General features: G+C 66.2%; 21 protein-coding genes. 6 read left to right on the top strand and 15 right to left on the bottom strand.

The window, feature by feature from the left end:
- Nucleotides 1-16 precede the first annotated feature (16 nt).
- The 3 genes from aztC to aztB are packed head-to-tail and all read right to left on the bottom strand — an operon-like array spanning nucleotide 17 to nucleotide 3,026.
- Nucleotides 17-943: a zinc ABC transporter substrate-binding protein AztC gene (gene aztC, locus AB0O58_RS01700; protein ID WP_366237769.1), complete on the bottom strand. Its 927-nt coding sequence runs from the start codon at nucleotides 941-943 to the stop codon at nucleotides 17-19.
- A complete protein-coding gene (locus AB0O58_RS01695; RefSeq protein WP_094622726.1) occupies nucleotides 940-2,163 on the bottom strand; it encodes an ABC transporter in 1,224 nt (407 codons plus the stop codon). Before AB0O58_RS01695 ends, aztC begins: the two co-directional genes overlap by 4 nt.
- A complete protein-coding gene (gene aztB, locus AB0O58_RS01690; protein WP_218828723.1) occupies nucleotides 2,145-3,026 on the bottom strand; it encodes a zinc ABC transporter permease AztB in 882 nt (293 codons plus the stop codon). The genes AB0O58_RS01695 and aztB overlap by 19 nt, the downstream gene beginning before the upstream one ends.
- 53 nt (nucleotides 3,027-3,079) lie before the next feature.
- On the opposite strand from aztB, the gene aztA reads away from it, so the two are divergent.
- Nucleotides 3,080-3,730 (top strand): zinc ABC transporter ATP-binding protein AztA, encoded by a 651-nt coding sequence (gene aztA / locus AB0O58_RS01685; RefSeq protein WP_283550777.1) that lies wholly within the window; start codon nucleotides 3,080-3,082, stop codon nucleotides 3,728-3,730.
- A gap of 22 nt (nucleotides 3,731-3,752) precedes the next feature.
- Here the strand turns inward: aztA and menE are convergent, their stop codons facing one another.
- Genes menE through AB0O58_RS01660 form a run of 5 tightly spaced genes read right to left on the bottom strand, consistent with a single transcriptional unit; the run spans nucleotide 3,753 to nucleotide 7,040 of the window.
- Nucleotides 3,753-4,889 carry an o-succinylbenzoate--CoA ligase gene (gene menE, locus AB0O58_RS01680; protein WP_283541856.1) on the bottom strand — a complete coding sequence of 379 codons (1,137 nt, stop codon included), beginning with the start codon at nucleotides 4,887-4,889 and terminating at the stop codon, nucleotides 3,753-3,755.
- 10 nt (nucleotides 4,890-4,899) lie between these two features.
- Complete coding sequence (locus AB0O58_RS01675) at nucleotides 4,900-5,214, bottom strand: DUF3349 domain-containing protein (RefSeq protein WP_027498307.1); 315 nt, start codon at nucleotides 5,212-5,214, stop codon at nucleotides 4,900-4,902.
- A gap of 4 nt (nucleotides 5,215-5,218) precedes the next feature.
- Entirely contained in the window at nucleotides 5,219-5,548 is a 330-nt protein-coding gene (locus tag AB0O58_RS01670) for a DUF3349 domain-containing protein (RefSeq protein WP_204879290.1), read from the bottom strand.
- Nucleotides 5,549-5,574: 26 nt separating this feature from the next.
- Complete coding sequence (locus AB0O58_RS01665; protein WP_027498305.1) at nucleotides 5,575-5,862, bottom strand: hypothetical protein; 288 nt, start codon at nucleotides 5,860-5,862, stop codon at nucleotides 5,575-5,577.
- Nucleotides 5,863-5,867: 5 nt separating this feature from the next.
- Nucleotides 5,868-7,040 carry an inorganic phosphate transporter gene (locus tag AB0O58_RS01660; protein WP_283550776.1) on the bottom strand — a complete coding sequence of 391 codons (1,173 nt, stop codon included), beginning with the start codon at nucleotides 7,038-7,040 and terminating at the stop codon, nucleotides 5,868-5,870.
- A 177-nt stretch (nucleotides 7,041-7,217) separates the two neighbouring features.
- Between AB0O58_RS01660 and AB0O58_RS01655 the strand changes: the two genes are divergently transcribed.
- Nucleotides 7,218-8,546, top strand: coding sequence for a hypothetical protein (locus tag AB0O58_RS01655; protein WP_236254182.1), 1,329 nt, complete (start codon nucleotides 7,218-7,220; stop codon nucleotides 8,544-8,546).
- A 105-nt stretch (nucleotides 8,547-8,651) separates the two neighbouring features.
- Entirely contained in the window at nucleotides 8,652-9,923 is a 1,272-nt protein-coding gene (locus AB0O58_RS01650) for an EAL domain-containing protein (protein WP_366237768.1), read from the top strand.
- Here the strand turns inward: AB0O58_RS01650 and AB0O58_RS01645 are convergent.
- The 3 genes from AB0O58_RS01645 to AB0O58_RS01635 all read right to left on the bottom strand — a co-directional run bounded on the left by AB0O58_RS01645 (nucleotide 9,920) and on the right by AB0O58_RS01635 (nucleotide 12,410).
- On the bottom strand, nucleotides 9,920-10,300 hold the full coding sequence (locus tag AB0O58_RS01645) for a VOC family protein (RefSeq protein WP_027498301.1): 381 nt from the start codon (nucleotides 10,298-10,300) through the stop codon (nucleotides 9,920-9,922). The two genes, AB0O58_RS01650 and AB0O58_RS01645, sit on opposite strands and share 4 nt — an antisense overlap.
- A gap of 88 nt (nucleotides 10,301-10,388) precedes the next feature.
- Nucleotides 10,389-11,510: a GGDEF domain-containing protein gene (locus AB0O58_RS01640; RefSeq protein WP_366237767.1), complete on the bottom strand. Its 1,122-nt coding sequence runs from the start codon at nucleotides 11,508-11,510 to the stop codon at nucleotides 10,389-10,391.
- A gap of 6 nt (nucleotides 11,511-11,516) precedes the next feature.
- Nucleotides 11,517-12,410, bottom strand: a complete 894-nt coding sequence (locus AB0O58_RS01635) for a 1,4-dihydroxy-2-naphthoyl-CoA synthase (RefSeq protein WP_027498299.1) — start codon at nucleotides 12,408-12,410, stop codon at nucleotides 11,517-11,519.
- A gap of 68 nt (nucleotides 12,411-12,478) precedes the next feature.
- Between AB0O58_RS01635 and AB0O58_RS01630 the strand changes: the two genes are divergently transcribed.
- From AB0O58_RS01630 to AB0O58_RS01620, 3 genes are read left to right on the top strand one after another with little or no spacing between them, the layout of a single operon-like run.
- Complete coding sequence (locus AB0O58_RS01630; protein WP_027498298.1) at nucleotides 12,479-13,123, top strand: PaaI family thioesterase; 645 nt, start codon at nucleotides 12,479-12,481, stop codon at nucleotides 13,121-13,123.
- A complete protein-coding gene (locus AB0O58_RS01625; protein ID WP_366237766.1) occupies nucleotides 13,120-14,091 on the top strand; it encodes an o-succinylbenzoate synthase in 972 nt (323 codons plus the stop codon). The genes AB0O58_RS01630 and AB0O58_RS01625 overlap by 4 nt, the downstream gene beginning before the upstream one ends.
- 52 nt (nucleotides 14,092-14,143) lie before the next feature.
- Complete coding sequence (locus tag AB0O58_RS01620) at nucleotides 14,144-14,587, top strand: hypothetical protein (RefSeq protein WP_027498296.1); 444 nt, start codon at nucleotides 14,144-14,146, stop codon at nucleotides 14,585-14,587.
- Nucleotides 14,588-14,638: 51 nt separating this feature from the next.
- On the opposite strand, the gene AB0O58_RS01615 is transcribed toward AB0O58_RS01620, so the two are convergent.
- From AB0O58_RS01615 to AB0O58_RS01600, 4 genes are read right to left on the bottom strand one after another with little or no spacing between them, the layout of a single operon-like run.
- Entirely contained in the window at nucleotides 14,639-16,036 is a 1,398-nt protein-coding gene (locus tag AB0O58_RS01615; protein WP_366237765.1) for a DUF2252 domain-containing protein, read from the bottom strand.
- A gap of 22 nt (nucleotides 16,037-16,058) precedes the next feature.
- The gene (locus tag AB0O58_RS01610; RefSeq protein WP_366237764.1) at nucleotides 16,059-16,907 is read right to left on the bottom strand and encodes a siderophore-interacting protein; all 849 of its coding nucleotides are present in this window, start codon (nucleotides 16,905-16,907) and stop codon (nucleotides 16,059-16,061) included.
- A 49-nt stretch (nucleotides 16,908-16,956) separates the two neighbouring features.
- Nucleotides 16,957-18,021, bottom strand: coding sequence for an AbrB family transcriptional regulator (locus AB0O58_RS01605; RefSeq protein ID WP_027498293.1), 1,065 nt, complete (start codon nucleotides 18,019-18,021; stop codon nucleotides 16,957-16,959).
- Nucleotides 18,018-18,605, bottom strand: a complete 588-nt coding sequence (locus AB0O58_RS01600; protein WP_032365245.1) for a flavin reductase family protein — start codon at nucleotides 18,603-18,605, stop codon at nucleotides 18,018-18,020. Before AB0O58_RS01600 ends, AB0O58_RS01605 begins: the two co-directional genes overlap by 4 nt.
- Nucleotides 18,606-18,640: the final 35 nt, after the last annotated feature.

Below are 18,640 nucleotides of genomic sequence, written 5' to 3'. Positions count from 1 at the left end.
CTGTGTGACGAATCGGTCAGCTGGTGAGTCCATCGGAGATGCGCTCGGTGTTGACGCGCATCATGGTGAGGTAGTCGGGGGCACCGCCGTCGGGTGCGGTGAGGGATTCGGTGAACAGTTCGATCACAGTGACGCGAATGTCGGCCTCACTCGCCAAGGCCTGGACGAGACGATCCGGAGATGACGATTCCGCGAATATCGCAGGAACACAGGTCTTTTCGATGGCTCCGACGAGTTCGGCCAGATCGGAAGCAGACGGTGCCGCCAGGGTGGTGCCGCCGGGAATGGCTGCCCCGATCACCGTGAAATCGAAACGGTTTGCGAGATAACCGAATACATGGTGATTGGTGACGAGTGCGCGGCGCTGATCCGGGATCGCAGCGAAGGTGGCGCTCATGTCGTCGTCGAGCCCCTTCAACTGCAGCCGGTAACCTGCTGTGCGGTCGCTGATTTCGGCAGAATCGACACCGTCCAGCTCGGCGAGCGCCGGCTCGAGGGCGTCGACGACGGCTGTCATGCGCGCGGGATCGGTCCAGAAGTGCGAATCGGGACTGCCTGCGGCGTCCCCTTCCGTGTACTCGAGGACGTCGATGGCGTCGCCCGCGACGAAGGTGGGCACGTTCTCCGCCGTTGCCTCGTCGAGGTGTTGCTGTAGACCTTCCTCGAGGCCGAGACCATTGGAGACGATCAGGTCTGCCGTGCGTAGGCGGGCACCTTCCTGCGCCGAGATCTCGAAGGAATGCGGGTCGGCGTTCGGCTTCATCAGCGTCACCACGTCTGCCTCGTCGCCGACGAGCTGCTGCACGACGTCGCCGAGGATGTTCGTCGACACGATCACCACCGGGCGGTCGTCACCGTCGGCGGAGCAGCCGCTCAGGCACAGTCCGATTGCTGCGGCCACCGCCACTGCCGATGAGAAACGGCCGACGCGTCCGCTCGTCATCGTCCGGTCTCCGCGGTGAAGGCCGGTTCGGTCGCGGTGTCGAAGGTCCGCGCTATGCGGGCACCGTCGGCGTAGTCGATTTCGTACAGCCGTCGTTCGGTCGGGGCGCTGAGATAGGCGCGCTGATCGTCGGCGACGAGAGTCGGGGACGCGCCGGCCTCGAGTGATTCGGCCACCAGCGGTTCGGTTTCGGCCAGAATTGCACCGTTGTTGCCGTCGAGTATCAGGACTCGGCCATCCTCGGTGAGGGCCAGCACGTGCTCGTCCGCATCGTCCACGGCGGTGACGTGCACCAGGGGTGCCGGTGCCGGGAGTAGGGACCACGACCGTTCGCGGGTATCCAGCATCCAAATGCCCTCTGCACCGGCAGAACCTGCGACCGTGGGGCGGCCCTCGCGGTTGTCGAACGACGTCGCTGCCGCGGCGGTAGCGCCGGCCGGGTAGGGGATTCTCTCGACCGCCAATTCGTCACCGGTGGCCGAGGCGAGCAGTGCGCCGTCTGCGCACCCGATCACGGCACCGACCCTGGTGGTGATCGTGCCGCGGGCCTGCGGGCACGGCTCGACCGGCCCGGTGCGTTCGCCGTCGGCGGTGTACCCGACGACCGAGGTCGACGGACCGGATCCCTCGGTCACGAGCGCGAAAGTGCCGACGGGAACGACCATTCCGGCACCGGGCGTGGTGACCTTTCGGAATCGTTCCACGACTGTGCCTTTCGACAGGGCCTCGGTGTCGAGCAGCACAGCCTCGCCGGAGTCGGCAAAGAACAGTCCGGTACCTCCCGAGGTCGAAAGGTTGGATGTGGCAACGGTTGCCGTGCCTGAGCCGCCGACCGTGCCGACCAGCCGAGGCTCACTGCGGTAGTAGTGAAAATGGTCGACGTGGTCCCAGGTCCAGACCCCGCTGTCGACGATCTCGACGCCCGCGTCGGTCTGCACGAACAGGTAGCGGCCGTCGGTGTGCAGAGCCTGCGGGGCTCCGATGGTCCCGAGATCGGTGACGGTGTCGTCGAGCAGATCGAGATGGGACACCCGCCCCGTCGGGTCCACGGACGTGAGCCCGAGCCGCGGTTCGGCGAGTTCGGCGGCACCGGCTATTGCCCCGTGGCCTTCGCCTGCGGGTTCGTCTGTGCGTGGCACGTTCGTCTCCGAGGAACAGGCCGTCGATGCGAGAACGAGGGCACCGACGGCGATTGTGGTGGTCAGGATGCGGGTGCGCACGTGTTCCTTTCGGGTGAAGTGGGGCGAGGACGGATGGCGGTGACGGCACTGCGTATCGCGTACGACAGGCCGGACACCGCGATCGCGGTCGCCGCCACGGAGGCACCGGCGGCGGTGGCCGCGTGCCAGGAGATCAGTAGGCCGCCGAACACGGACAGCACGCCGAGGACGGCCGCCACCAGCATTCGAGTGGGAATGCGGGTGGTCCACTGCCCGGCGGCGACGGCAGGGGCGAGCAACAGTCCGACGACCAGCAGCGAGCCGACGGCTTGGTACGACGCGACGACTGCCAGCGTCACGAGTGCGACGAGAACTGCCTGGGCCGAGCGCGGCCCGAGCCCCAGCACCGAGGCAATTCGGGGGTCCAGCGCAACGGCGACCAGCGGTCGATGAAACAGCGCCGCGACGGTGACTCCGAGTGCGGCCGCTCCTGCCAGGAGATAGAGGTCCGTGTGCGAGATGGCAAGAATGTCGCCGAACAGTATGGACGTGGCGTCGGTGGCGAAGCTCCCCGAGTGGGAGATGACGATGACGCCGAGCGCCAACATGGACACGAACAACATCCCGATGCTCGTGTCGTAGGACAGTGTTCCGCGGCGTTGCAGCGCGGTGATCCCGAGGCTCATGGCGACCGCGCTCAGTGCGCCGCCGATCATCACCGGAACTCCGAGAACGGTCGCGAGAGCGACACCGGGCAGCATTCCGTGTGCGAGCGCCTCACCCAAAAACGCCATGCCGCGGATCACCACCCACGTTCCGACCACCCCGCACAGCACGGCGACCAGGGCTCCGCCGAACAGGGCGCGTTGTACGAAACCGAGGTCGAACGGCTCGAACAGCGCGTCGATTGTCTGAAATGGCACATTCGGGAGCTTAATGAGATTGATAACGATATTCAAAATCGTATAGTGGCAATGTGAACACCTCAGCTGTCAGCGCGTCGTCCGAGTCCGCTCGCCTCCGGGGCGTCCGCGTCGAGTTCTCCGGCCACACGGCACTCGCAGGCGTCGATCTGGACCTGCTACCCGGTCGGCTCACGGCCATCGCAGGGCCGAACGGTGCCGGCAAGTCCACGTTGCTCGAGGTGGTCGCCGGCACCCGGCCACTGACGGGCGGGACCCGAAGCGCAACTCGCGCAATTGCATTCGTACCGCAGCGCGCTGCTGTGCCGGATCGGTTGCCGTTGACCGTATGGGACGTCGTGGCAGTGGGTGCGTGGGGACGCCTCGGCCGGTGGCGTCCGATGAACACCGAGGCTCGGGCATCGGTGCGCGACGCCCTCGAGCGCCTCGACATCGCGGAACTGACCGGCATGCCGTTCGCCGACCTGTCCGGAGGGCAGCGTCAGCGCACCCTACTGGCGCAGGGTGTGGCCCGCCGGGCCGATCTCCTGTTGCTCGACGAACCCACGACAGGTCTCGACGCCGCTAGTGGACAACGGATTCGAGCCGTCATGCGTGAGGAGACGATGCGCGGAGTTGCCGTTGCGTGTGTGTCTCACGATCCAGAGGTGTTGGCCGCGGCCGACGAAGTGGTGCAACTCGAGGACGGTCGAATCGTCTTCTGACGGATACGCGCGCCGGGTGCTCTCACCGCGCTGCCAACGCGGCTCGCAATCCCGCGCGGTCCAGTTTGCCCGGACCCCGCGTCGGCAGTGCGTCGACGAGGAACAGCTCCCGCGGTGCGGCGGTGGCATCGAGCGACTGCTCGACGTGAGAGCGCAACTCCGCCAACGTCACCGGCGCAGAGGCAACCACTGCTACCACCACTTTCTGGCCGAGGCGCTCATCCGGCAATCCGACGACAGCGCACTCGCGGACAGCGGGATGCGTTGCCAGCGCGGCTTCGACCACCTGCGGTACGACGGTCAAGCCGCCCGTCGAGATGGCCTCGTCGAGTCGACCGGTGATGCTCAGCACTCCGTCGATCATCGTGCCTGCGTCGTCCGTGCGGAACCATCCTGGCTCGGCGAACGCCGGGTGATCGGGTAATCCGCGATAGCCCGAGGCCAGAGTCCGCCCGCCCAGAACCACTCGTCCGTCGTCGATCCGAACGACGGTGCTGTGCAACGGAACTCCGTCGTACACGCAGCCGCCCGCGGTTTCGCTCATGCCGTAGGTGCGTACCAATCGAACGCCCGCGGCAATGGCTCTTTCGCGCAACGGAATCGGCGTGGCAGCGCCGCCGAGCAACACGGCGTCCAGCGATGCCAGTGCTGCAGTGGCCTCGGGGTTCTCGAGTGCTTTGATCAACTGGCCGGGCACCAGGGAGGTGTAGCGCTGCGGACCCGACATCCGTCCCACGGCCTCGATCAAGGCGGCCGGGTCGAAGCCGGCAGAGACGTCCATGATCACCGGCGACGTGCCGGCGAGCACGCTGCGCAGCAACACCTGCATCCCGGCGATGTGGTGTGCTGGCAGAGCCAGCAGCCACGAGCCGGGGCCGCCGAGGCGCTCCTCGGTTGCCGTCGCCGACGCGACCAGTGCGGACGCAGACAGCATGGCACCCTTGGGAATTCCCGTCGTCCCGGATGTCGCGACGACCAATGCGACGTCGTCGTCGATGGGGGTTCCGGGGGCCAACGCGTCGTGCAGGCGACGGATCTCCCGTGGATCGTCGGCGGGGACGGGGAGGACGGCCGGGCCGTCGCCGGCCAGCAGACGGCTCAGCCGCGGCAGGATGTCTGCCGCGGCCGAGCCTGCTGGAATGGGAACGCTCTCGAGCACACTGGCGAGATTAGTCCTTGCGCCGGATCGTGAACGGGTCGGCCAGAGGCCAACCCCCGGCGGCGAGGTTCGCGCGCACCCGGTTGACGTCCTCTTCTCTAGGCAGCTCGTTGGTGACCTTGGTGATGGTGACGGAAATTCCGGCCTTGTCGGCAGGTAGCTGGCCGTCGGCGATGAGGGCATCCATCACCGACTGCACTTCGTCGTCGGACAGTCGCCGATTCAGAAGGGCAAGGAGGGGAACGTAATCCGCTTCGGGTACCCCGTCGGGATACCCACCGCGGAGCCACTCGACGATCGAGTGGAGAAACGACGGGACCGCCATGGTCTTACAGGGCAGCCGGATCCGCGAGCGGCCAGCCACCGGCGGCCAGTCGTGCCGAGACACGGGAGATGTCCTCGGCCGTCGGCTCGGCGTCGATCTGGTCGCGGATGTACGTCGCGATCTCCTCGGTCGAAATGGCACCGTCGTCGAGTGCACCGTTGGCGGGAGAGACGAGTTCGAGAACGATCTCTTGCACCTGAGCGTCGGTGAGTGCGGCGCGGCGCAGAAGGGCGACGAGCGGGAATCGGTCCTTGGGCGGAACGCCCTCGGGGTATCCGGCTCGGAGCCATTCGAGCACCGAGGCCGGGAATGCGGTCCTGGTGGAGTCGGTCATGAGAGCTGTACCCCTTCTCGGGTGTGTCAGAAGACGGAGATGCCGAATGTGCTGTCGAGGAAGTTCTTCATGATGAAGAGGATTCCGGCCACGATCGCGACGACGACCACTGCGAAACAGAGGACGGCCGCGGCGGTGGCGACTGCGGGTCGGGCCACGCGTGTGGTGCCCGAGGCAGTGGCCTCGTCCGAGGGCTCACCGACCGAGAGTGCCTTGAGTCCGAAAGCGAAGATCGCGGGCAGTCCGGCACCGAGCAGCAGGCCGACGAGAACAACCTGCCAGAGCGAATCGAGTGTGTGCTTCAGGGTTTCCATGATGTTCAGACCTTCGCGGGGGAGTCGGTTTCGGCGGCGGCAGGAACGAGTCCGCCGTCCCATTCGGCGTTCACGTTGTCCGGATCGACGGGTTCGCGGCGCGAGCGGATGTACATGACGGTGGCCAGGGCGACGAGGATGGCGAAGACCACGAGGATGCCGGGCAGACCGCCGATCGTGTGGGCGAGCAGCCAGCATGCGGCGCCGACCACACCGGCGAGCGGCAAGGTGATGACCCAGGCGACGGCCATGCGTCCTGCGACGTTCCAGCGCACGGCGGCACCGGGCTTGCCGAGTCCCGATCCGAGGATCGAGCCGGTCGCGACCTGCGTGGTCGAGAGCGGGAGGCCGAGGTGGCTCGACGTCAGAATGATTGCCGCAGAAGAGGACTCGGCTGCCATGCCCTGCGGGGATGCGATCTCGACGAGGCCCTTACCGAGGGTGCGGATGACGCGCCAGCCGCCGAGGTAGGTGCCCAATGCGATGGCGAGGGCGCACGTGACCTTGACCCACAGGGGCATCTCGGCGTCCGGCGAGACGGTCCCGTAGGCGACGAGCGCCAGGAAGATCACGCCCATCGTCTTCTGGGCGTCGTTGGTGCCGTGGGCGAGCGAGACGAGTGAGGCCGAACCGATCTGGCCCCAACGGAATCCGCGCTCCTTGGACTTCTCGGGAACTGTGTTGGTGATGCGGTAGATGATCCAGGTACCGACGGTGGCGACGAGGCCGGCGACGATGGGGGCCAGCACGGCGGGCAACACGATCTTGCTCCACACCCCGTCCCACACGACGCCGCTGGTTCCCAGGCCCGCCATGGTGGCACCGATGAGGCCGCCGAACAGTGCGTGCGAGCTGCTCGACGGGATGCCGAGCAGCCAGGTGGCGAGGTTCCACAGGATGCCGCCGACGAGGCCGGCGAAGATGATGGTCAGCAGGGCCTGGCCGCCGGTGTCGCCGAGATTGACGATCCCCTTCGCGACGGTGGCTGCGACCTCTACGGACAGGAAGGCGCCGACCAGGTTGAGGACGGCAGACAGGGTGACCGCGACCTTGGGCTTCAATGCCCCCGTTGCGATCGACGTCGCCATGGCGTTGGCGGTGTCGTGGAAACCGTTGGTGAAGTCGAAGGCCAGGGCCGTCACGACCACCACGAGAAGTACGAGAAATTCAGCGCTCACGGTGGAAAGTGTGGGACACGAACGGCCATTCGCGGAAATTTCTTGCGAAGTGTTCTTCTCGGGTGCCGCGAAGTCGTCTCCAGTTCACCTTCAGTTCACCTTTTTGCCTTATATGTCCACTTCGCCTGTGGCGTAGCGCACGGCGGTGGTCTCCTGCGGTCGAAGCATTGTGGAACAGTGGACGACGTGAAGGGATCGGGTATGGATGATGCGGTGTCGGCCGCCCTGTCGTACTTCGATTCCGTCGATCCGGCTCTTGCCGCCGACGCCCGGCTCGGGTGGGACGGACTGGCCGCGGTGTCGCCGCCTGCGGGGCCGACACAGCATTCCGTACAGACATTTCTGTGGATCTATCTGCGCCACGCGGCCGAGGGCCCCGATCGGGCCGTCGACATCGCCCGTGCGCTCGGGGATCTGCTCGAGCGGCTGGGACGCGTCGCGTATGCGGAGATCGCACGCAGCGGCGTGACGGACGAGCTCGTACGTGCCACCGACGATGCGATCTGGCTGCAGCAGTACCGCGTCGCCACCGAGAAATCCGGTATCGGAGCAGTCGACACCGAGTTGGTGACGTGGCAGGACGCTCCGACCGGGGTCGAGCGGGCCATCGTCGAAAAGATCGGTGAGACACTCGAAGTGGCGACCATTGCCGGTGAGTTCGAGCCGTCGAAGCCCGGTGGCAGGCCGCTGGGAGTCACCGCACGGGCGACGCGTCGCCGCGGCGTGACCGACGCGGTGCTGACCTCGGAGCAGGGCAAGAACGGCACGGACGACGTTCTGCTCGAACAACTTCTCGACCACCGCATCGAACTGTGGAGCAGTTACAGCGCTCCACGAGCCGAGCTGTACCTGGGGTTGCGCGAGGCGCTGCACGAGGCGGTCGAGCCGGTGTACGGGTGCGTGCGCAGACTCGAGAGCTTCATCGGGTGCATCGGCGACGGCGTGGCGCTGACCGATGCCGGGTATCTGCCGGACGATCTGGTGGCGCGGATTGCTCGCACTGTCTTTCCGGTAGCCGAGCGTCCGCAGTTCGTCGGACGCGAACTCGATACCGACAAGGTTCTCGCTCTCCGGCGTCTGGTGATGCGACTTCGGTTGATGCGTCGATCCGCAGGCAGGCTGGTTCCGACGACGCGCACCCGGCAGCTGAGCTCGGACGGATTGTGGCGCGTGCTCACCGGGGGAATCGTCGGCAGCGACTACCACCCCGACTCGATCGCTGCTGAGGTTCTCCTGGCCCGGATGATCCTGGGCAACGACATCGCCGACGCGCAGGCGACGGCCGACGATTCGGCTCGACTGTTGCGTGCGGAGGGATGGACCCATGCGGGGGAGGAGCCGGAGTCGGAGCACGCCGAGACTCTGGCGGACACGTTGATCGCAGAACTCGACGCTCTCGGAGCGTTCCGCTCGGCCGACAACCGCGTCGCAACCGACGAAGGCGCACGGGTGGCTGCGGCTGTGTTGCGTCATCGGCTCCTGCACACGCGCTTCCCGGCATTGTGACGAGCTCGAGATGGGGTTTGCCTGCGGTCTGCTGTTCGTGCACGGTTAAACTCGGTTCCACCCGGGTCGAGAGCGTGCCCGGATGTCGGCTGCGAGGAGATGCTGGTGGACGGTGAGGTGCACGACACCGCACGCTCCCAGTCCCGGCGGCAGAGCGACTCGGCTCGCCGCTACCTCGATCTGGAAGCAACCACACCCGCGTTGCGCTCCACCGTCGAATTCGCGGCACGCAGTGTCGGATTCGCCATCGCCCAGCTGAACGTGTTGGACGAGGACACCCAGTACACATTGGTCAACATCGGTGGTCCGCCGATGTCCACCGTGGTGCGGGCCGACACCCTGTGTGACGACGTGGTGCGCACGGGAGTGCCTGCGGTCGTCGCCCACGGCCGGGTCGATGCGACCACCCGGCAACGCGCGCTGCTCGACGAGAACGGCATCGAGTCCTATGCCTCGGTTCCGCTTCGCGGACGAGAAGGTCTGGTGATCGGCACTCTGTGTCTGCTCGACCGCACTTCGAGGCCCCTCTCCAACGACCAGATGCAGGAGCTCGAACAGTTCGCGTCCGTCCTCGAAGAGCAGCTCGATCTGCATCGGCGGGTCGGCTCGGGATCCACCCGACTCGGCAGCGACAACGACATCGCCGACTCCCTCGCCGACGGTCACATCGTCCCGTGGTTCCAGTCGATCGTGGACCTACGGACAGAGGAGATCGTCGGCTTCGAGGCATTGGCGCGCTGGCACCATCCCACTCGGGGTCTGGTGGTGCCCGCGGACTTCGTGCCGTTCGCCGAGGCGAGCGAATTGATCATCGACGTGGATCTGAGCGTGCTCGCGCAGGCGGCCGCGCAGATGAAGAAGTGGCACGTACACCGACCGGACCTGCGGCTGACCGTCAACATTTCCGGACGTCATCTGGCGCATCCGGACGGCGTCGGCCAACTCGAACGCGCGATCGCGTCGACCGAGGTGTCGCCGAAATCCATTTCGCTCGAACTCACCGAGACCTCGTCGGTGACGCCAGGGCCGTTGCTGCGCAAGCACATCGACGACGTGCACCGGCTGGGTTTCCGCGTCCTGCTCGACGACTTCGGCTCCGGCTGGTCGTCTCTCGAACGCTTGGTGACGTTGCAACCGGATGGCATCAAGATCGACGGACATCTGACGCGGTTCATCGACACCGTGGCCGGTCGGGCGATGATCAAGTCGTTGGCCTCGGTCGCCAAGGATCTGGAGCTGACGATGATCGTCGAGGGGATCGAAAGTCGAGCTCAGGCCGACACCGCTCTCGATCTCGGATGCACTCTGGCGCAGGGATATCTGTGGTCGAGGCCGCAATCGGCGTCCGCGGTACTGCGAACCGTCTCGGGTGGCTAGCGAGTATCCCGGCGTAGTGGGTGGTCCTGCGGAATTTGCACCAGCACGATGGGGATTCCGTCGGGATCCTCGATCCACATCTCGATGAGCCCCCAGGGTTCGGTGGTCGCCGCCCGCACGATCGCAATGCCGGCCTGCTCCAATTCCGCTGTGGCAGAATCGATGTCGCGAACCTGTAGCCACAGTGCCCCGGAGAACGATCCCGGCTCCTCGGTGCCACCGTGCGCTGCGATCTCGATCAACCCTTGGCCTGCGAACAGCACCGTGCCGCCGGGATATTCACGGCACACCGCAAGAGACAGGCCGTCTCGATAGAACTCGAGGGTCTTCCGGTAGTCGACCGGGCGCAGGATGGTACGTGCAGCGAGGATGTCCACCACGCATGGATATCACGCAACCGACCATGACTGCTGCAGGATGGTCACAGCGAGAGTGGAGCCTGCGGAACGACCCGGATCAGTGGCGTCACAGCACCGTCGTGACGATCCGGTTTCCGCCGGCTGCCTTGGCCTCGTACATCATCGAGTCCGCCACCCGCATCGCCCGCGTCACGAGGTCGACGTTCTGCTCCCACAGGGGTGAACTCGCGTGCAGGATGGCTGCCCCCACACTGACCGTCACGGCGACGCCGTCGTCGGGATCGCGCATGGCTCGTCGAACACCATGGATCAACGCATCGATGTGCAGGCGCGACGTCGAGACCACCGCGAGGTATTCCTCGCCGCCGGTGCGTGCGATCACGCCGTATCTACCCATGTGTGCGCCCAGACGCTCGGCGACGCGAACGATGACGGCGTCTCCCTCCTCGTGCCCGTAGTCGTCGTTGACGGCTTTGAATCGGTCGATGTCCACGACCACGACGGCCGAGCAGCGATCCTCCTCGCGGCCGAGCAACCAGACGTAGTGGATCACCGATTCGAGTCCGCGTCGATTCAGCAACCCGGTGAGCGGGTCGAGCAATGAACTACGGGCGTCGTCGGTCAATACGGTGACCAACAGATGCGAGGTGAGCGGCACCCCGGCGATCGCGAGCAACACCACGTCGGTCCGGAAGATCAGTGACGCGACGTCCACGTCGCCGGTGCGGTACGTCGCCGCCGCGGCAGCGACGGTGCACGCCACCGAGAAGATCAGGTGAGCCACCAGCCACCGTGGACTGACGAAGAACGTGCAGAACGTGCCGATGACGGCGAACAACGCGCACGTCAGGATCGCGTCGGCGATCGGGTTGACGAGGATCGACGACGCGGTGCCCAGATCGGCGAACACCGCGAATGCCACCACCCCGAGACGACCCGGGAACGGCTTGACGATCCACGCGGCCGCGACCGCCACCGCCATGACGACCAGGAATGCCTTCCAGCCGATCGCCGCGGCGTTCCGCGTGGCACCGTCGGAGAAGAGGGCCACCACCGCCAGAGCGCCGTAGTTCAGCGTCAGGATCGCCATCACCCATCGGATGAGTTTTCCGGTGGGCCGCGAGTTCTGGAAGTCCGCCATCCAGCGGTAGTCGTACGGCTGCGTGAACCAGGCCCACAGAGCACCCGCGGCAGTACCGCGATCGCGGTGATGCGAGTTCGGGGTCACGAAGCGTCAGAAATATCGAGGAAACGGCGACCAGTCGGGCTCGCGCTTCTCCAGGAACGCATCGCGTCCCTCGACGGCCTCGTCGGTCATGTACGCCAGCCGGGTGGCTTCACCGGCGAACAACTGCTGGCCGACGAGACCGTCGTCCTGCAGGTTGAACGCGTACTTGAGCATCCGCTGCGCCTGCGGCGACTTGGCGTTGATCTTCGCGGCCCACTCGATGGCGGTGTTCTCGAGTTCGGCGTGATCGACCACCTTGTTCACCGCGCCCATGCGGTGCATTTCCTCGGCCGAGTACGTCTCGCCGAGGAAGAAGATTTCTCGGGCGAACTTCTGGCCGACCATCTTGGCCAGGTACGCACTGCCGTAACCACCGTCGAAGCTGCCCACGTCGGCGTCGGTCTGCTTGAAGCGAGCGTGCTCGCGGCTCGCGAGCGTCAGATCGCACACCACGTGCAAGCTGTGACCGCCACCCGCTGCCCACCCGTTGACGAGGCAGATGACGACCTTCGGCATGAAGCGGATCAGCCGCTGCACTTCGAGAATGTGCAGACGGCCCGCGCGCGCCTTGTCGACCGTCTCGGCCGTTTCACCGTCCGCATACTGGTAGCCACTTCGTCCGCGAATACGCTGATCGCCACCGGAACAGAACGCCCAGCCGCCGTCCTTGCTGCTCGGCCCGTTGCCGGTGAGCAGCACCGTTCCCACGTCCGAACTCACGCGTGCGTGTTCTAGCGCGCGGTACAGCTCGTCGACGGTGTGCGGCCGAAAAGCGTTGCGAATCTCGGGACGATCGAACGCCACCCGCACGGTCGCGTCGGACACGTGGCGGTGATAGGTGATGTCGGTCAGATCTTCGAAGCCGGGAACGGGACGCCACAGTGCGGGAGTGAAGGTCACGTGGGCCAGCTTAACGGTGGCGAGGGCTGAATCCGCTGCGGCCGGGCGATGCAGCTAGCGTGCAGGTCATGACCGATCCGATGCAGCTCGACCGCAGTTCCGACCCCGATTACGACCACCACGGCGGCTTCCCTCGTTTCGTTCCGGCGAAGGTGGGACCGGAATACGGACAGTTGCTCGAGGCACTGCGCACGGTCCAGGATCTCGCCGTGTCCACGTCGTTGCCCGCAGACGTCACCGAGGCAGCCGCGAGCAAGACTCGAGAATTGATCGAGTTGTTGGAGCCGCACGTGGTCGCCGAAGGCAAGCAGACCGCGGGGCGGGTACCTGCTCTGCCGGGCCGTGGTTCGCTGCTGCTGCCGCCGTGGATCATCGAGAAATTCGCAGCCGACGGCGTCCGTAGCCGTGGTATGTTCCGTCGCTTCCACCTCGGTGGCAACGCCGCCGCGCACGGGGGCACCCTTCCGCTGCTGTTCGACGACCTCTTCGGCCTGATCCAACATGCGTACGGTCGGCCCATCAGCCGGACCGCGTACCTGCACATCAACTACCGCAAGGTGACCCCGCTGAACACCGAGTTGGTCGTCGAGGGTGCCGTGGACAAGGTGGAGGGTCGCAAGACGTTCATCAGCGCGAGGCTGACGGATCTGGACGGCAACCTGCTCGCCGACTGCGAGGCATTGATGGTGCAGCTCCTCCCGGGGCAGCAATGATTCCCCCGATCGACGATCTGCTCGACGGTGCGCACGTGCTCTCGATGCCGATGCGGACGAAGTTCCGTGGGATCACCACCCGTGAGGTGATGTTGATTCGTGGTCCCGGTGGGTGGGGTGAATTCTCTCCGTTCCCCGAGTACGACGACGTCGAGTCCGCCCCGTGGTTGGCGTCGGCGATCGAGGCCGCGTGGGAGGGCCCGCCGAATGCAGTGCGTCGACGCATCGCGGTCAACGCGACCGTGCCCGCGGTCGACGCCTCCGATGTGGCGGGCGTGCTGAGCCGCTCACCCGGGGCCGAAACGGCGAAGGTGAAAGTGGCCGAGAAGGGGCAGAGCCTGGCCGACGACGTGGCTCGCGTTCGTGCGGTGCGCGAGCTGGTGCCGCGGGTGCGGATCGACGCCAACGGGGGCTGGACCGTCGACGAGGCAGTCACTGCGTTGGCTGCTCTCACTGCGGACGGGCCACTCGAATACGCGGAGCAGCCGTGCGCCACGGTCGCCGAGCTCGTCGAGCTGCGCCGCCGGGCTCCGGGAGTACGGGTGGCCGCGGACGAGAGCATCCGCCGGGCCGAGGACCCGATGAAGGTCGTGCAGGCCGGCGGCGCGGACATCGCGGTACTCAAGGTCGCTCCGCTCGGCGGCATGCGCGCACTGCTCGAACTGGCCGGCGAACTGGGGGAGTACGGCGTGCCGGTGGTCGTGTCGAGTGCACTCGATTCGGCTGTGGGCATCGCCTCCGGGCTCGCCGCTGCCGCCGCGCTGCCGCATCTGGAATTCGCCTGCGGACTGGGGACGGGCAGTCTGTTCGTTCGCGACGTCGCACCGGCACCCGAGGTGGTCGACGGAACGTATCCGGTCCAGAGCGTCGAGCCGGATCCGCACGCGTTGATCGAACTCGGTGCCGACGCCGAGCGCACCCAGTGGTGGATCGAGCGAGTGCGGCGCTGCCACGCACTGCTGCGGTAGTGTTGCGCCCGGTCCGCGTGGGGCCGCCGACACATCTGGGAGGAAGTTCGAAGTGGTTGCTGCACTGAAGGATTCGCTGCTCGACGAGTCGAAGGCCGACGCTCTGCGCGTCGACGTGCTGGCATTGATCGACGCCGAGGTAGCCGACAAGAAGGGCGCGAGTGGCCTCGCGGTCAAGGGGGGCTACGGCGCAGTGAAGAAGGTCGGTCCGTCCTACATCGACAATGCGGTCTCGGCTCTGTGGCCCGATTTCGTCGACAAGCTCGATCCGTTCTGGCAGTCGTACAACGCTGCTCCGCAGGGCACGTTCGGTGAGTACCTCGCCGCCAACGGAGATGCCGCGTCCGACGCTCTGCTCTCGGTCACCGATGCGCGCATCGAGGAGACGGACAAGTCCGTCGTCAAGAAGTTCTACGGCAGCCTGCGTGGCTCGGCGAAGAAGAACGTCACCGAGGCACTGCCGCGCGTCGGCGATCTGGTCGCCAAGCACGCCTGAGCGGCTTCGCCGCATGTGAGTGGAAATTCGTAGCAGGGTACGAGTTTCCACTCACATGCGCGTAGCGCTCAAACGCTCCCAATCGGCCTCGGTCTGGTCGGCGTAGAGTCGCGCGAATCGGCACAGTGCGACGTCGAGTTCATCGGAATCGCCCGTGTATCCCGAGATCATCGACGCGCCGCTGGTGCGAGCGTGTCCCTTCGCGAGTAGTCGCCCCACCACCCGCGCGTAGTCCACCAGCGCGGGTGCATCGATCGACGAGAGATCGATCGTCCCCTTCATGTTGCGGAACTGCCGCACGTAGTACTGCCGTCCGGCGATCGTGCACCACCCCAGCAGTGGATCGCTGACCGTCTGCAGGTCCTGCTGGTACTCCACCACGCGTTGTCCCTGGTGGTCGTGCCAGGCCGATTCGCCGTGCACATATGGCGCGAGCACCGACCGTCTGGCCTGCTTGAGCTGCAGGAACACGACGTCGTCCGCGCTGGTGCCCTCGAGCAGTGCCACGTATGCCCTGAGCCCGACACTGCCGACTCCGACGACGCGATGCGCGACGTCGATCAACGTGTATCCCCCCAATACCCGACGCCAATGGGGGGTGAGGGTGCCCAGGTATTCGTCCAGTCCGACGGCCAGCAACTCCTCGTCCTCGGCCGAAATTCGGGTGGTGATCGGCGGCTCCTCGACGATCCTGCGAGTGCCCTCGTGTTCCTCGGTGAATCGCGGCAGGACGCGGTCACTCGTGCGTCGACGCGCTTTCTTGGTGGCGCGTTTGATCTCCTTGCGCAACGATCCCGCAGTGGCATCCCGTTGCAGTTTCTCGGCCGTCAACCGTTGGAACGACCGCGACATCAGCGGTTCGTCGGCGAGGCGCGCGACCTCGATTCGATACGCGGACACGCAGGCGGCGACGGCATCGCGGCACCGATCCTCGCTGCGTCCGTTCTGTCGGCCGGCCACCCAGATGCTCGCGGCGAGGCGTCGTAGATCCCATTCCCAGGCACCCGGGTGCGCTTCGTCGAAGTCGTTGAGGTCGATGACGAGGTCGCGTTCGGGGGAGGCGTAGAAGCCGAAGTTTCCGAGGTGGGCGTCGCCGCTGATCACCGGGTTGATGCCGGTGGACGGCAGCATCGCGACGTCACGGGCCATGACGATGGCCGTGCCGCGCAGGAAGCCGTACGGGGATTCGACCATGCGCTCGAGGCGCGTGGGGATGAGCCATTCGATCCGGCCTTGGTGCGAGTACTCGATCTGCTGCACCGGGTCCGGACGATCCGGCGGCGGTGTCCAGTCGCCCAGCGATTCGATCGGGACCTTGTCGCGTAGGCGTCGACCCAGCTCGTATCGTTCCGCTCGGGGGAGTGGCCGCGCACGCAACGACGCGTACGGCGCGCTGTCGACTGCTGCCGAGTCGGTGACGACGGTATGACCTTTTCCGGAGCCGGGCATGTGAAGTCACACTAATCGAGGGCTACGGGGCGGCTTTACCGAACTTCCAGTATCCGGTGAAGCAGATCCGAGACTTGGGTACGGAACGCTCGTTCACCAGGTATCTACGCAGGCCCGTCGCCAGCCCCTGTTCCCCGGCCACGTAGACGAACGGATCGCCGTCCGGAAGCTCGGCTTTCTGCACCGCGGCCAACGCGGCCTCGCCCGGCTTGGCCAGCGGGTTGGGGCGCACGATCCATTCGATCTCGACGCCTGCGTGCACGTCCTGCTTCTGGATGTCGGCCTCGGTGGGCACTTCGACGAAGGCCTTGACCCGAACGTCGTCCGGCAACGACCGCAGAATGCCGAGAATCGCCGGGGCAGCACTCTCGTCGCCGACGAGCAACTGCCAGCTCGATTGTCCCTCGAACGTGTAGATGCGGCCTTCGTCGAAGATCGCGACGCGATCGCCTGGGACCGCCCTGGTAGCCCACGATGACGCCGGACCACTGTGACCACCGGTTCCGCCGCCACCATCTACTTCGCCGTGTACCACGAAGTCCACATCCAGCTCCGGGCCGTCGCCGTACGTGCCCTCTCCCGCAGCGCGGTATCGGCTGACCGTGTAGTTGCGGACCGCCGGCTTGGTGTCTTTGGAGAACGTCAGATACTGGGCGTACCAGAGCATCGAGGTGGCGCTGGGGATGCGCGGCTCGTCCTGGCCCGCTTGCGGCAGGAACAGACGAAACCAGTGGTCGTAGCCCATGTAGCGGAAGTTCGACAACGAATCGCCGCCGAGGGTCACCCGGATGAAGCTGGGGCTGATTCGCTCGCTCCCGAGCACGGTCAGGCGGTAGAACGCGGGGTTCTCCGGTTTGAGGTACTTACCCATGCCGCACAGGTTAGCCGACCCTAAGCTGTGATGGGTTTCCGTCGATCTCTCACTCGGGCCGACCGCGCCGGTAGCGCTGGACCACCTTGGCTCCGACGGGTACTGCGAACAGCATCATGAACACGCGGATCACCTGGGCGGCCACGACGAAGGTGACGTTCGCCCCGGTCGACGCGGCGATGGCCAGCACCGCGTACACCCCGCCGGGAGTGGTTGCGAGGTAGCCCTCGTAGCCGCTCGTCCCCGTCGCGGACGCCAGCCACAGGCCGAGCATCGCGCAGCAGACGGTGACGGCGATGATCAACATCAACGATGCGGGCAGGACCCGCGAGATCGACTTCAAGCTGGCGACGGTGAACCGCAGTCCGGCCTGCCAGCCGATGACGATGTACGCCGCCCACAGCAACAGCGTTGGGACGGACGCGTCGAACGAGACGCCGAGCACGTCGGCGAGCGTGGCGATCATCAGCGGGCCGAGCAGGGCGGGGGCGGGCAGCCGGATCATCTTGGCCAGCATCACGCCGATGACGCCGCAGATCACGACGAAGGCGAGGTCGATCCAGAGCGCCTCGTGCACGTCGGCGGTGACCGACGATTGTCCGGGTTGGGCGTCGAACACCAGGGTTGCGACCAGCGGCAGCGTTGTGGTCACCAGCACGACACGCAGGTATTGCACCACCGCGACCACGCGTTCGTCGCCGCCCAACTCCTGGGTGATCGCCACCAGTCCCGAGGCTCCGCCTGCGACCAGCGCCAACGAACCGGTCAGTGAATCGATGTCTTTACGAAGCCCCAACAGTGCGCCGGCCGCGATCGACAGCAACAGGGTGCCGATGCATGCCAGCAGTACCGGCAGCCAGGTATCGCCCAGCGAGCTCAGAGTGTCGCTCTGCACGAGCGTGCCGATCTCGACGCCGAGGATTGCCTGCGCCGCCATGCCGAGTCTGCGGGGGAGCGGCGCTCGCTCGGTTCCGGTCGTCGGAGCCCACCCGGCGAGCGCGAACACGATCGCCACCAACAGTGCAACGAACAACGCAGCCGACGGCACACCGAGTGCATCGGCCCCGACGGTCAGTGCGACCGTGACGAGAACCAGCAGCAGCCAGCGAATCAAGAAGGTCGCTCGATCTCGCGAACCTCGGGCGGCAGTCCCCACTCGGTACGGCCGAGTCGACTGAGCGGTGCGATGGTCTCGAACTCGGGCAGGCCGTCCTCGGCGAGAAATTCTGGTCGAACGGACACTGCGACGACGCTGCCCATGACGACGAAGCAGTTTCCCACCTCGACGACGCGGTGCAGCGTGGCTTCGATGGCGATCGGGGCGGCAGCTACCCGCGGCGGCGTGACGATCGCACTGGGTTCGCTCTCGATGCCGACGGCCTCGAACTCGCTGACGCCGTGCTCGAAGCTCGCCGAGCTGCCGTTGACCTGATCGACCAACGGTGCCGTGGCCAGATTGACGACGAACTCGCCGGTGGCCTCGATGTTGCGCAGACTGTCTTTGCGGGTCACGGACGTGAACTGGACGACCGGCGGTTCCACGGACGAGACGGTGAAGAAGCTGTAGGGCGCGAGGTTCGCCACACCGTCGGCCGAGACCGTGGAGATCCAGGCGATGGGCCTGGGGACCACCGACGCGGTCAGTAGCTGGTAGAAGCGGCGGGAGGAGACCTCGTCGGGCCGGAAGACTGTACGCACGTCTCAATACTGTCAAAGCCCGGTTGCGGCGGCCG

The sequence above is a fragment of the Rhodococcus sp. NPDC080181 genome (genome assembly GCF_040702225.1).
Taxonomy (GTDB): Bacteria; Actinomycetota; Actinomycetes; order Mycobacteriales; family Mycobacteriaceae; genus Rhodococcoides; species Rhodococcoides fascians.
This window is presented reverse-complemented; position numbering and strand designations above follow the sequence as displayed.

Coding starts and splice junctions, on each gene's coding strand:
- AB0O58_RS01670 (WP_204879290.1), bottom strand. CDS start 5,548: ATGACCGACTCCACCAGGACCGCATTCCCGGCCTCGGTGCTCGAATGG.
- aztC (WP_366237769.1), bottom strand. CDS start 943: ATGACGAGCGGACGCGTCGGCCGTTTCTCATCGGCAGTGGCGGTGGCC.
- AB0O58_RS01665 (WP_027498305.1), bottom strand. CDS start 5,862: ATGGAAACCCTGAAGCACACACTCGATTCGCTCTGGCAGGTTGTTCTC.
- AB0O58_RS01610 (WP_366237764.1), bottom strand. CDS start 16,907: ATGGGTAAGTACCTCAAACCGGAGAACCCCGCGTTCTACCGCCTGACC.
- AB0O58_RS01615 (WP_366237765.1), bottom strand. CDS start 16,036: ATGCCCGGCTCCGGAAAAGGTCATACCGTCGTCACCGACTCGGCAGCA.
- AB0O58_RS01675 (WP_027498307.1), bottom strand. CDS start 5,214: ATGGCGGTCCCGTCGTTTCTCCACTCGATCGTCGAGTGGCTCCGCGGT.
- AB0O58_RS01630 (WP_027498298.1), top strand. CDS start 12,479: ATGACCGATCCGATGCAGCTCGACCGCAGTTCCGACCCCGATTACGAC.
- AB0O58_RS01625 (WP_366237766.1), top strand. CDS start 13,120: ATGATTCCCCCGATCGACGATCTGCTCGACGGTGCGCACGTGCTCTCG.